The organism is uncultured Kordia sp., assembly GCF_947489565.1.
Taxonomy (GTDB): Bacteria; Bacteroidota; Bacteroidia; order Flavobacteriales; family Flavobacteriaceae; genus Kordia.
The window spans coordinates 248,544-263,800 of the sequence record NZ_CANLEA010000003.1 but is presented as its reverse complement, the minus strand read 5'-3'; the positions used below and the strand labels follow the sequence as shown (position 1 = coordinate 263,800).

Below are 15,257 nucleotides of genomic sequence, written 5' to 3'. Positions count from 1 at the left end.
ATCAATTTTTTGTTTAGTACTCATAAAAATCATACTGAAAAAAAGACTAAAAAAGTCATATTACAAACTTTTGTATCAGAACAGAATCCGTACCTATTATTAGGATCAAATACCAGAATTTTTGCGATCAATAATCATACTTGATAAGAATAGATTCTTGTCCAATATAATTATCAAAAACATCTCACTATAGGATGAACATACACAAACTCATAGATCAACTTATAAAAGCAGGCATTAAGTTTCAAATTGTAGAAGACAATTTGAAATTCTTAATACCAAAAGGTGGTATTGATGCTGAATTAATAAAAGAACTGAAACTCTATAAAGATGAAGTAATAGCTTTTATAAAAAATTCGCATCAACGTAATGAACATGAGGAAATAGTATCTGTAGAAGAGCAGGAATATTACGGGCTTTCGCACGGACAGCAACGTTTATGGATGCTAGATCAATTGAGTGAAGAAAATAAAACCGCTTATAATGTTTCTAGTGCATGGAGAATAAAACAATTGAAGCGCGAACCTTTTGAAAAAGCAATTTCCGAAATCGTAAAACGACATGAGATTTTACGAACCAACTTTGTTGTAAATAAAGGAAAGCCAAAACAGAAAATTCATGATTACAATACATTTAATTTTAAGATAAAGTATACAAATCTTAAAGATGTAGAAAATAAAGAGGCACAGATTACAAACACGCTTGAAAATGAAGGAAACTTCATGTTCAATTTGGAGAAAGATCATTTATTAAGAACAAGCTTATTGGAATTAGATGATAATGATTTTGTTTTTGTGATTTCAATGCATCATATTATTACCGACGGATGGTCTTTGGACATATTTTTTGCCGAATTACTGCTTTTATACAAAACATTTTTAAATGAAAAAAACAGTCCGTTAAAACCTTTACAAATCCAATATAAAGATTTTGCTTCTTGGCAAAATAATCAACTAAGTGAAGGTAAATTGGATGTTCATAAATCGTATTGGTTGAATAAATTAAACAATACATTGCCTGTATTACAATTGCCTTTGGATTTTCCAAGACCTACAGAAAAAACGTTTGAAGGAAAAAGTGTTTATTTCGAATTAGATGTTGATACAACAACCAAAATACATGAGCTAACCAAGCAAGAAGGAGTTACCTTATTTATGTTTTTGACAGCAGTTGTGAATACATTATTATATAAATATACCAAGCAAAAAGATATCATTATCGGCACACCAATTGCTGGAAGAAATCATCCAGAATTAGAAAGTCAAATAGGCTTGTATATCAACACATTGGTGTTTAGAACGTTCATAAGTGAAGAAGAAACATTTGAATCGTTATTACATAAAATAAAGAGCGACGCTTTGGAAGCTTTCAAATTCCAAAACTATCCGTTTGACTCTTTGATTGAAGATCTTAATATTCCAAGAGATTCCTCGCGATCTGCCTTTTTTGACGTCATAGTAGCGCTTCAAAATACTACTGGAACCGATCCAGAATTGTTAGAAGGTTTATCGGTTGACTTGCTCACGGTTGAAAACAATACGAGTAAATTTGATTTAAGTTTCGAATTTTTCGAAGACGAACTAACAATCTCTGGAAATTTAGAATACAGTACAGATATATTTTCTCAAGAACGAATCTTACAAATGATCAATCATTTTAAAACGATCATTTCCAATATTCTTAAAACGCCCACAAGCTTATTAAAGAATATTGAGTTCATTCATGAAGAAGAAAAAAATCTATTATTGCACGAGTTTAATAAAACAGCGGCACCTTATAGTTTAACACATACAATTCAAGAAGTTTTTGAAGAACAAGTAGCTAAAAACCCAGAAGCTTTGGCAGTTTCCTTTGAAGGAAAAACATTGACCTATCAAGAACTCAACAAAAAATCAAATCAACTAGCGCATTTCCTAAGAGAAACATATACTATAAAATCTGATGACCTAATAGGTGTTATGATGGATCGATCAGAATGGATGGTAATCACAATGTTAGGAATCATAAAATCTGGAGCTGCCTATGTTCCTATTGATCCTGAATATCCAAAAGAAAGAATAGACTATATCGTTTCAGATTCAAAAGTAGCAATGCTAATGGTAGATTCTGGAAAAACAGAGGAAACATATCCGTGTGCTACGTTATCATTTCAAGAGCTTACAACTAGTTTAGCCAATTACTCAACAAATAATCCTATAAACACAAACAAACCTAGTGATCTCGTATACGTAATATATACTTCAGGAACTACTGGAAAGCCAAAAGGAGTTATGATAGCACATAAATCTTTGCTTAACTTATGTAGTTGGCATCAAGAGTATTACGAGGTAACTTCGACTAGTAAAGCTACCTTATATGCCAAAACTGGTTTTGATGCTTCCGTATGGGAAACTTGGCCGTACTTATTAGTAGGAAGCTGTTTATATCCTATAACACATCAACAGAGTTTAAATATTGCTGAATTAGGATCTATTTTAGTGAAGAATGAAATAACACATAGCTTTTTGCCTACGGTAGTTTGCGAGCAATTGCTCAGTAATAATGCCATACCAAGCGATATGATGATATTAACAGGTGGCGATAAATTGCAGAAACTTCCCGATGCATCAGTAAACATTATTAACAATTACGGACCTACCGAAAGTACTGTAGTTGCGACTTCAATAAAACTGCGTGAACATTCAGGGAAAACAATTCCTATAGGAAAACCTATTGCAAATACGCAAATCTATATTCTGGATGATACCTTACAATTACAACCTATAGGAGTAGGCGGAGAAATATGTATTGGTGGAAACGGAATAAGTAGAGGATATTTAAACAGAGAAAAACTTACCGAGGAAAAGTTTATCGAAAACCCATTTAACAAAGGTGAAAAATTATACAAAACAGGTGATATAGGAAAATGGACATTAGATGGTAATATCGAATTTATTGGACGAAAAGATACGCAAGTAAAAATTCGTGGTTACAGAATAGAACTAGGAGAAATAGAAAATGCATTACAAAAGCTTCAAGGCATAGAAAAAGCTATTGTATTAGTAAAATTGGATAAAAATGAACAAAAATTACTTGTAGCATATCTCCAAAAAGGAAAGGATTATAAAGAATTAGATTTTCGAACTGAGTTAGGCGAATTCTTACCTATATATATGATTCCATCTAATTTTGTAACGCTAGAAGAATTTCCATTAACAGCCAATGGTAAAATTAATAGAGAAGCACTAATTGCATTAAAAGATACGCACTTTAGCATTTCAGAAACCAATAGCTATTTAGCACCACATACTGAAGAAGAAAAGAAGATGGTAGCTTTATGGGAAGAAGTCCTAAAAGTAGATCGTATTGGTGTAAAAGATAACTTTTTTGAACTTGGCGGACACTCTATTCTAGCGACGCTAATTATGTTTGGAGTTTATGAAAAATTTGGTGTAAAAATTCTGTTGAGAAATGTATTTTCAAATCCTACAATCGAAAATTTATGCGAATTCATTTCTACAAAAGAAAAAGAAACAATTAATAAAATTGAAGCTTTAGAAAAAAGTGAATATTATGAGGTTTCTTATGGACAAAAAAGATTATGGATTCTTAACCAATTTAAGGAAGCGCAGGCTGCTTATATAGTTCCTAATGTATGGGAAATGGAAGGTTTAGAAGAAAATTTAGTTCAGGAAGCATTTTTAAAATTAATTGAACGTCACGAAATTCTTCGCACCACATTCTTAGTAGTCAACAACGAAATAAAACAAAAGATACATGAAGCCAAAGATGTGCCTTTTCATGTAGAACATGTTGATTTAAGAGGTGTTGAAGCTCAAAAAGAAAAATCTTTAGCACTCGTAAAAAAAGAATTCAATAATATATTTGACTTAGAAAAAAGTCCATTATTTAGAGTTGTGTTAATGCAGCTTACAGATACAAAACATGTATTTGTGCTTACCTTACATCATATCATTTCCGATGGCTGGTCGTTGAGTATATTAACTGAAGAATTCTTAACCATATACAACGATCTTAAAAACAATAAAGAAACCTTATTGCCACCTTTACGTATTCAATATAAAGACTATGCTTTTTGGCACAATCGTCAATTAGAAGGTGAACAAATGAAACAAAGCAAGGAATACTTGCAAGAAATGTTTAAAGGTGAATTGCCTGTATTAGAATTGCCGACAGATTACCACCGACCAAAAGTGCAAACATATAAAGGTAGTGTTGTAGAATTTGCATTCGATACGGAAGTAACTAAAAACTTGCGAACAATATGTAAAGAACAAGAAGTTACAATGTTTATGCTAATCCTTACTACGGTTCATGTATTACTTCATAAATATACGGGGCAAACAGATTTCATAATTGGAACTCCTGTTGCTGGTAGAGAAGAAAAAGAATTAGAAAATCAAATCGGATTCTATATCAATAATATAGCAATGCGAAATCAAATACATCCAACAAAATCTTTTCAAGAATTACTTCTTAACATCAAACAGACAACCCTAAAAGCTTTTGAAAATCAGTCTTATCCTTTCGATATGCTTTTAAACGATTTAAAAATAGACCGAAGTCTGAGTCGTAGTCCTCTTTTTGATGTCGTAGTAGCAAATCTTGATAATTTCCATGGAAATACAACTGTCAAAGACGACAATGATGATTTAAAAGTCGCTCTATTTGAAATGGATGATGAAGATTTTAGCAAGCAAGACCTAAGAATAGGATATGCCGAATATGAAAATACTGTAGTACTAAATCTAAGATACAGTACCGATCTTTTTAAAGAAGAAAGTATCCATGCAATGAAAGAAACATTGCAACGAATAGTTAACGATATCATCAAAGACATAAACATACGTGTCGAAGCATGTGATACGCATATATTACAAGAGACAATTGCTCCCAAACAACAAACTTTTAAAAGCAATTTTTCATTCTAAATACAGCAAATAAGATACGATAGAACGTCCCGAATTCTAGTATCAATATTTTTTCAATTAACTCCCTGTAAATTTTAAGTTTTCCCAAACTGTGTGCTTAAACATTAAAAAAACGATAAAATATGACGAAAGAACATTATTTGGAAGAGCTCAAGAAGCTTGAGCCTCTAATAGGGAATACACCTTTAGTCCGGTTAAAAAGCACAAAGTTTAACTTATATGTAAAGCTTGAATCTTATAATATGACAGGTAGTATAAAAATTAGACCTGCATTTAATATTCTTAAAAGCGCAATATCAAACGATATTGTTACCAGTGATACCACAGTTATAGAATCTACTTCAGGGAATTTTGGCTTGGGGCTTGCTACTATATGTCGAAAACTAGAAATTCCTTTTATGCCCGTTATTGATCCAAATATAACGGAATCAAAAGAACGACTTCTTAGAATCTTGGCATCCAAAGTGAAGAAAGTTACTGAGATGGACGAAACCGAAGGATATCTTTTAAATCGAATACGATTTATAAAGGAATACCTGAACAAGAATAAAAACGCGTTCAATCCAAATCAATATCAAAATCCTGATAATTACCTCGCCTATTACAAGACTTTAGGTGAAGAAATAAGCAACGAATTGCCAAAACTCGATTATGTTTTTATCAGTGTTAGTTCTGGTGGTACAGTTACCGGATTATCTATAAAACTGAAAGAAATGTTTAAGGACGTTAAAATCATTGCTGTAGATATTGAAGGATCTTTGATCTTCTCAGATAAAGCAATGCCACGTGCAATTCCTGGAATTGGTGCTAGTATGCGAACCGATATTATAAAGAACGCACATATAGACGACCATGTAATTCTAACACATGCTGAAATCATTGAAGGATGCCACAAACTTTTAAGTGAGCAATCAATATTTGCAGGAGGATCTTCTGGTGCCGCTTATTTTGCAGCACAAAAATTCATAAATAAAACAAACTCTAATAAAGATTTAAACATTCTGTTTATAAGTCCTGACGGCGGAAATTCTTATGCTGACACGATTTATAATGATGATTGGGTAAACGAAAAATTAAAAAAAGAAAAACAACACGGACATGAGGTATTTTAGTGAAACTAACATTTTTGAACTAGGAATTAACTGGAGCAACATAATTGAAGCAATCAAGGATGCAACACACTTGCTCAAAGAAAAAGATTTCAGTCAACCAGTAAAACCATATTTACGATACAGAGATTTAAAAAACCGAATCATAGCAATGCCTGCATTTATTGGAGGAGAGTTTGATGTTTCTGGAATAAAATGGATTGCAAGTTTTCCAGACAATATTCATAATGGAATAGCAAGAGCACATTCAACCATAATTCTGAATGAAGCCAATACAGGAAAACCAAAAGCTATTTTCAATACAGCATTAGTAAGTGCCATAAGAACTGCGGCAGTAACAGGTAGTGTAATTTCTGATTACATTGAAAAAAATGACATTACTTCCAAAATGAACTTTGGTATTATAGGTTTTGGACCTATTGGGAAACAACATCTAGATTTGATCATAAATCTCTATGGAGATAAAATTGAAAATATTTACCTCTATGATTTAAGACCTATAAACATGGATGATATTCCTGAAGCATTTCAAAGCAAAGTAATTATCACTAACGGTTGGGAAGAAGTATTTGATAGTTCTGACATTTTTATGACATGTACAGTGTCAAAAAACCGTTATATCAACAAAAAAGCTAAGAAACCAGGATTATACCTAAACGTATCATTAAGAGATTTTGACGCTCCTTTTATGAAAGAAGTAGATGTGATGGTCGTTGACGATTGGGAAGAAGTAAATCGTGAAAATACAGATATCGAATTTATGCATTTAAAGCATGGATTGGAAGAAAAAAATGTACACACCATTGTCGATGTATTATGCAATAACAAATTAGCAAATTCACTTGGAAAAGTAGTGATGTTCAATCCTATGGGAATGGCCGTGTATGATATGGCAGTTTGTTCTTATTTCTTCAACCTAGCAGAAAGTAAAAATGTCGGTGTATTGCTAGAAGACTAATATCAAGAACTCACAAAACTAAGTATAGCATCTACATCAAATATCATTATTTGAAACTCTTAAAGTTCCTCCTCTAGAATCAATGATATGGATTTAAAATAATTAAAACTGCATTGGGTAATTATTAAAAAGACACACATGGAAAGAGATTTTTTAGTCAAAAGAAGTAAATCAGAACTCTTTTGGTTACACATTATAAAGAATTCAGATGAACTTCAACTATTTTCTGGCAGCAATGCCAACAATACAGCTGTTGAAGCGGTTTATGAAGAACAATATTTCGATTTTGCACAAGAAATAAGACAACAACTATTTCAAGTGTCAAATGAAGATGTATCAAGCGCTTTTCTTCTATTAACAACTACGTTAAATATTCTATTATATAAGTATACCTATAAGAATGATATACTGGTTACGACAGGTAATTTTGGTGAAGCAAGTCATAATGAGGAAATAAATACATTATTGTTTTTACAAGCTGAAATAGATGCGAATAAGACGCCAAAACAACTTATTCATTCCATACTTGAGAATTTAAATAATGTAAGTGAGCATCAAAATTATGACTTTGATAGTCTAATGAATAAGCTCAAGGCTAATGGTTTTGACAATGAAAATATACTCTATAATTGTGGCTTGACATTCAATAGAATGACAAAACAAAGCAGTCTTACCGACAAAATAAAATTACGTTTTGATGTAGTAGATGAAAATGACACACTTAGTTTAAAGATACGATACGATAATGCAAAATATAGCAAAGATCAAATAAAGCAATTAGGAACTCACTATATCACTGCACTAAACAGTTTATTAAACGGAATAGAGATTCCTGTAAAAGATCTTCAAATCTTAACACCACAAGAGGAAAACACAATCGTAGCCGATTTCAACCAAACGGATTACAATGTAAATACTACTCAAAATGTAGTGCAAAGATTTGAAGAACAAGTAAGACAAGGAGGAAATAACGCAGCCGTGTATATAAACGGACGCTCATTTTCGTATCATGAAATCAATGAAATAACAAGCAAACTAGCAGCATACTTAAGAAACAATCATAACATCCAGCAAAAAGACATTGTTGGATTAATGGTGGAACCTTCAGAATTTATGTTGATAGGAATGTTGGGTATTCTAAAAGCTGGAGCAGCATATTTACCTATTGGAATAGGACAACCTAAAGAACAAATAAGTCACATACTAAAAGATGCCAATGTAAAAATGATTCTTACAGACTCAAGCATTATGTTTGATCTTATAGAATATTATCAAGGAGAATTATTTGCGCTCGATATTCAATTGGCAGATATAGAAGAAAGTAAAGACAATCTGGAGTTAACTATTTCACCAGAAGATGTAGCATATGTTATCTATACTTCAGGAACCACAGGAAAACCAAAAGGTGTACAAATAAAACATAGTGCTTTGGTAAACTATGTTGGTTGGATGCAAGAAAAGTTTCAGGTTACTGAAAAAGATAGCTCTATCATGTTATCAACGTACGCTTTCGATCTTGGATATACCGCTTTATGGGGAACAATATTGAATGGTGCATCAATACACTTAATAGAAGAATCGCTTGTCAAACAAACAAATGCGTTAATAGAGTATCTAGTATCCAATAATATTAGTTATATCAAATTAACGCCTTCATTATTTTACCTATTCAAGCATGCAAATAATTACGAATCTTTACAAAATTCAAACATCCGATTAATACTTCTTGGAGGAGAAGCTATCAGAACAGATGATATAAAAAGCTTTTATAATTTGAAGCCTGATGTTACTTTCGTAAACCATTATGGTCCAACAGAATGTACCATTGGTTGTGTAGCGCATCGTATAGACAAAACGAATTTTGAAAGTTTTGAAAGTGAAGTTGTCATAGGAAAACCGATCAACAATACAAAAGCATACGTACTTGATAAAAACTTAAAGGTAGTGCCTGTTGGTGTTGCAGGAGAATTGTATATCTCTGGAAAAGGATTAGCGTTAGGTTATATAAATAACCAATCGTTAACCAATGAAAAATTCATCAATCATCCATTTATAGAAGAAGAATTACTATACAAAACCGGCGATAGTGTAAAATGGACACCAAACGGAACTTTAGAGTTTTTAGGAAGAATAGATCGACAAGTAAAAATAAGAGGATATCGAGTAGAGCTTCAAGAAGTAGAGCAAGTACTAGGAAACAAGCCAGAACTCGATGAAGTGGCTGTGACTGTATGGAAAGATGAAGAAGGAATTGGACAATTAGTAGCGTATGTAAAAAGTTCGGAAGCACAAGACATTGCAAACCTAAAAGCCTATCTAGGAAAAATTCTTCCAGCGTATAAAATTCCATCATACTTTGTGCAAGTAGACAGTTTTTCGTTAACAGGAAATGGAAAAATAAACTACAAAGTATTACCAAACCCAAAAGAAGCAGGTATAGGAGTAAAAGATCAATATCTAGCTCCACAAAGTATACTAGAAAAAGAAATAAGCAGAATTTGGGAAGAAGTTTTAGGGAAAAAGAAAATTGGGATTAAAGACAATTATTTTGAATTAGGAGGCGATTCTCTAAAAGGAATAAGAATCGTAAATCAATTACAAGATTACCTAAAAGAAATAGTGCATGTAAGTCTTTTATTTGATGCGCCTACAATACAAGAACTTGCCGTTGAATTAAATAGAGAAGCTACTGATTTTGCAGATAAGGTGAATGAAAGCGATATCGAGAAAATGAACAGTATCATTACGCCTTTACCTGACTATCCTGTAAATGAAAGCAAAAATGATTCGGCAGTATTTATACTAGCGCCGCCAAGATCAGGTTCTACTTTATTAAGAGTGATTATGGCTGGTCATCCTGATTTATTTGTGCCGCCAGAATTACAACTAATGATATTCAACACCTTACAGGGAAGAGAAAAAGAATTAGATGGAAAGCTAAGTTTTTACAAAGAAGGGAACATCCGTGCCATCATGGAATTGCTAGATTTCGACAATGAAAAGGCTACCGAAATGATGAACGATTTCATCAAAGAAGACCTATCGGTTCAAGAATATTATGCAAAAATGCAAAGTTGGATTGGCGATAGAATACTGGTTGACAAAAGTCCTTCGTACGCAAGAGACATCAATGTCTTAAGAAGAATAGAGCAAACATTCAAAAATGCAAAATTCATTCACTTACAAAGAAACCCATATGGATTAATTCATTCTTATGAAGATACACGTATGGATCAGGTTTTTCGTTACAAGCATGATTTTGATGCACGTAAATTAGGAGAATTGGAATGGCTAGTAAGTCACCAAAACATTGTAGAATTCTTCAAAGAAATTCCAGACAACAGAAAACATGTAGTCAAATTTGAAGACATGGTAAAAGATAGTTCGCAAGTGGCAGCCAGTCTATGTGATTTCTTAGAAATGGAAAACCATCAAGAGCAAATGCTGAAAATCTACGAAGACAGCGAAAATAGAATGACTGATGGAATTCATGCTGAATCAAATATGATTGGAGATATTAAATTTTTCAGACATAAAAAAATTGATCCAAAAGTAGCTGACAAATGGAAAGATGCTTACAAAGAAGAATTTCTTTGCGAACAAACACAAAACTTAGCGGAATCATTAGGATATCTTAAAGGAGCAGAAAAAGTTACCGCAATACAACCCTTAGGCGAATTAGCATATTATGAGGCATCACATGCGCAAAAACGTTTGTGGATTATTGATCAATTTGAAGAAAGTAAACTAGCCTATACACAACCAAGAGTATTTACACTCAAAGGAAAACTAGACACGGAAGCATTTGAAATGGCTTTCAATACATTGGTAGATCGACACGAAAGTCTTAGAACAACATTCATAAGTGTTGATGGTGTGCCAAAACAAAAAATTCACAACAGAAAAGAATACGGTTTCAAAGTTGAATTTACCGATTTAAGAGATACATCACAAAAAGAAAAACAAGAAGCCGCAATAATACAAGCCGAAACTAACAAAGAATTTGATCTGGAAAAAGGGTCTTTGTTAAGAGTTCATTTGTTGCGCATCAACGATGAAAAAAATACATTGTTATTCAACACACATCACATTATTTCTGATGGTTGGTCAATGCAAATTATTATTGATGAGGTTATTAAACTGTATAACTCTTTTAAAAACCAACAACCAATAAATATTGCGCCTTTAAGAATACAATACAAAGACTTCACGGCTTGGCAAAATTCACATTTGCAAGGAGAAAACTTAGCAAAACATGCTAATTATTGGAAAAGTCGTTTCCAAGGTGAAGTTCCTGTTCTCGACTTACCAACAGATCGTCAACGTTCGTCTGTAAGATCTGGCAAAGGAGAAAGTAAAGGATTTTTAATCGAAAAAACGATACAAGAAAACCTACACAAAATATGTAGAGAAAAAGGTGTTACATTATTTATGTTATTAACTGCTTCTGTAAAAACACTTCTATACAAATATACAGGACAAGAAGACATCGTTATAGGTACGCCAACGGCTGGAAGAGATCATTCTGAGTTAGAAAATCAAGTTGGTTTTTATGTAAACACACTAGCTTTAAGAACAGAATTTTCAACCAATGATAACTTTGATAAGTTACTAGATAAAGTGCGCAAAAACACACTAGAAGCTTACAAACACAAAGTATATCCGTTTGACAAACTTGTAGATGATTTACAAATCACTCGTGACATGAGTCGCTCACCTTTATTTGATGTGATGATAATTCTACAAAATATAGAAGTCACTAACGGCGAGGAATATCAATTTGAAGGAATCATTACTGAAGAAGTTGACACAAATTTTGAAGCGAATAAAATTGATGTAAACTTCGAATTTCAAGAAACAAAAGATGGTTTATGGGTAGAAATTGGATACAATGCAGCCTTATTTGACGAATGGCGCATGGAGGCTTGTAGCAAACACTTAAAAACCTTACTGCAAGAAATTATTGATGATGTTGAAAAACCAATAAAAGAAATAAACATTCTAGGGAAAGAAGAAGAACAAAGATTGTCTGCGATGCTCAATCAATCAGATATCGATTTTCCATTAGACAAAAATATACACACGCTTTTTGAAGAACAAGTTGAAAAATTTCCAAACAAAATAGCTGTAGTATATAAAAACAATTCACTCACATACAACGAACTTAATACAAAGGCAAATCAGTTAGCGCATTACCTTAGAAAAGAATACGATATAAAACCAGATGATTTTGTTGCTTTATCTTTAAATAGATCAGAAAGTATGATCATTGCCATTATTGCAATTTTCAAAGCTGGTGGCGTATATGTTCCGATAGATGCTAACTATCCAATAGAAAGAAAAGAATTCATTCTAAACGATGTAAAACCTAAAGTTCTCATTACTGAAAGAACGCTTTTTTGGAATAGCAATACCCTACAAGAAAATCAGTTATTTTACATTGCCGAGCAGACAACTATCTTAAACAATTTGCCTACGCATAATCCTGAAAATCAAAATGCAGCAAACGATTTAGCCTATGTAATATACACATCAGGTTCTACAGGATTGCCAAAAGGAGTTATGATAGAGCACAGTAGCTATGTCAACATTGCTTTAGATCATATTCATCAATTCAGCATCAATGAAAAAGATCATGTGTTGCAATTCTTCTCGCTATCGTTTGATGTTTCCATGTGTGAAATATTCATGGCACTTTTCAGCGGAGCAGCTCTGTATGTAACAGGAAAACAGCTTGTTGAAGATTTAGATAGTTTTGAAAACTACATCCAATACAATGACATCAGTGTTATTGCATTACCGCCAGCTTTTCTATCATCAATCAGAAAAGAAAAACTAACATCATTGCGTGTTATATTAACTGGTGGCGAGCCTCCAAAACTGGAAGAAGCAATTGAAATTAGTAAAACTTCAGACTATTACAATGTATATGGTCCAACGGAATGCGCAATATGTTCTACGAGTTATAAAATAACCGAAGCAGATAAAAACAGAGAGAGCCTTCCTATAGGAAAACCAATAGCGAATATGGAAGTTTTTATTTTAAATAAAGACATGCAACAATGTCCTGTCGGAGTCAATGGAGAAATCTGTATTGCAGGACCAGGTTTAGCTAGAGGATATGTGAACAGACCTACCTTTACAAAAGAAAAATTTGTAACGTTTGAAGCCGCAAAGAATCACAAAATCTATAAAACAGGTGATATAGGGAAACTATTGCCAGATGGAAATATAGAATTCATTGGACGAAATGATGAACAAGTAAAAATTAGAGGTTTCCGTATTGAATTAGGAGAGATTGAAACTGTAATGGTGAAACTAAAAGCGGTAAGTGAAGCTGCTGTAGTAATGATGAAAGATAGCTCAAATGCAGGGTATTTAGCGGCATTCGTAACAGGTCATGAAAACATAAACATTTCCGAAGTACGTTCGCAACTCATGAATCATTTGCCAGAATATATGATTCCGTCAACATTTACAGCATTAGAAACAATGCCGTTAACAACGAATGGGAAAATTGACAGACGAAAACTGCATACGCTAGCAAAACAAGCAGGTAGAACGGAAGCATATGTAGCTCCAAGTAGCGACACAGAAAAAATACTATCCGAAATATGGAATGAATTGCTTGGAAGTACTGAAATAAGTGTAAAATCAAACTTCTTTGAGCTTGGAGGACATTCCTTAAGTGCTTCGCAAATGGTTTCTAGAATTCATGAAAAATTAAATGTAAAACTAGACCTAAAACAAATATTTAGTGAGCAAACCATTCAAGGAATAGCAAAAGCCATTGAAAACTCTCAAGAAACTGATACGGTTACAATTGTTCCTGTCAAAGAACAGCAATATTATGATGTATCTCATGGACAAAAAAGACTTTGGTTTTTAGATCAATTGGAACCAGGACTTACGGCATACAATATGTCTGCGGCTTATGATCTCGAAAATATAAATGAAGAACTATTTAAAGAAGCATTCAATAGCTTACTACATAGACATGAAATTCTCAGAACAACATTTAGTACTGTAGATGGAGTGCCAAAGCAAAAAATACACAAAAACCTTGAAGATTGTGGATTGAAAATTGAAGTATTCGATTGGAGAAATGTTCCTGCCAAAGAAGAAGAAGCAAAAGCATTGGCAAAAGAAGAAACAGAGATTTCTTTCGATTTGGAAAACGGACCATTAGTACGTGCTAAGTTAGTTTGTTTAGAAGACAACAGACACCTATTTCTACTAAGCATGCATCATATCATTTCAGATGGTTGGTCAATGAAAGTACTGGTGAATGATTTACTTAAAATATATAATTCTTTATTAAAGGGAGATCATGAGGAATTAACGCCGCTTACACTTCAATACAAAGATTATGCAGCTTGGCAACACAAATTCTTAGAAAGTGATCAAATGAAACAAGTTGAATCATACTGGTTCAATAAATTCAGCGGAAAGCTTCCTGTATTAGAATTACCTAGAGATTTTTCTCGTGATGAAAAACAAACCTTCAACGGGAAAGTTTTAGGATTTTTGTTAGATGATAAAAAATCCAATCAATTTGTCAATCTTGGAAAAGAAAATACAGCAACCAACTTTATAACATTCATGGCCGTTGTAAACGTTCTGCTTCACAAATATTGCAACCAAAATGATATTATTGTCGGAACTACGGTTACTGGAAGACCACAACGAGAACTTGAAAATCAAATTGGGTTTTACATAAACATGCTTCCAATAAGAAATACGATTGATGAACAACAAACATTCAATGAATTTCTAAATTCGGTAAAACAAGAAATGTTAGACGCTTATGAAAATCAAATGTATCCGTTTGATAAATTAATAAGTGAACTTCAACTACAAAGAGACAAGCGTAGAGGTCCATTATTCGACGTATTAGTTACGCAATTAGAAGCTTCTGATGAGGTTTCCGAAAATCAAGTAAACTCATTACTAAGTAATACAGGACTCGAAGTAGCAACCTTTGAGAGGGAAAAAGAGCAACACAGCAAACAAGATTTACGCTTTGCACTTCTTCAAGAAGATAACAATATAGGAATAAGTATTCGGTACAATCCATTACTCTTCAAAGAAGAGCGTATGCAAATCATGCAAGAACGGATGGAAGATCTTATAAACGATATTGTAAATAATCCTGACAAGAAAATTGAGGAACTCAGTTGTGCTTCTGATTACGAGCGAACACAAAATGTTCATCAACTCAAAACAGACTTTTCTTTTTAATAAAGACATTATAATTAT

At 32.9% G+C, this 15,257-nt stretch carries 4 protein-coding genes; all 4 read left to right on the top strand.

The window, feature by feature from the left end:
* Positions 1–194 precede the first annotated feature (194 nt).
* The 4 genes from Q0845_RS05790 (at position 195) to Q0845_RS05775 (ending at position 15,239) form a co-directional block, all read left to right on the top strand.
* Positions 195–4,931: a non-ribosomal peptide synthetase gene (locus Q0845_RS05790; protein ID WP_298510510.1), complete on the top strand. Its 4,737-nt coding sequence runs from the start codon at positions 195–197 to the stop codon at positions 4,929–4,931.
* A 122-nt stretch (positions 4,932–5,053) separates the two neighbouring features.
* Complete coding sequence (sbnA, locus tag Q0845_RS05785; RefSeq protein ID WP_298510507.1) at positions 5,054–6,043, top strand: 2,3-diaminopropionate biosynthesis protein SbnA; 990 nt, start codon at positions 5,054–5,056, stop codon at positions 6,041–6,043.
* Entirely contained in the window at positions 6,030–6,998 is a 969-nt protein-coding gene (locus tag Q0845_RS05780; RefSeq protein WP_298510504.1) for a 2,3-diaminopropionate biosynthesis protein SbnB, read from the top strand. Before sbnA ends, Q0845_RS05780 begins: the two co-directional genes overlap by 14 nt.
* Before the next feature lie 138 nt (positions 6,999–7,136).
* Entirely contained in the window at positions 7,137–15,239 is an 8,103-nt protein-coding gene (locus Q0845_RS05775) for a non-ribosomal peptide synthetase (protein WP_298510501.1), read from the top strand.
* Positions 15,240–15,257: the final 18 nt, after the last annotated feature.

What these genes read in the sequence shown, in the direction of transcription:
- Q0845_RS05790 (WP_298510510.1), top strand. Translation starts at nt 195, where the DNA reads ATGAACATACACAAACTCATAGATCAACTTATAAAAGCAGGCATTAAG.
- sbnA (WP_298510507.1), top strand. Translation starts at nt 5,054, where the DNA reads ATGACGAAAGAACATTATTTGGAAGAGCTCAAGAAGCTTGAGCCTCTA.
- Q0845_RS05780 (WP_298510504.1), top strand. Translation starts at nt 6,030, where the DNA reads ATGAGGTATTTTAGTGAAACTAACATTTTTGAACTAGGAATTAACTGG.
- Q0845_RS05775 (WP_298510501.1), top strand. Translation starts at nt 7,137, where the DNA reads ATGGAAAGAGATTTTTTAGTCAAAAGAAGTAAATCAGAACTCTTTTGG.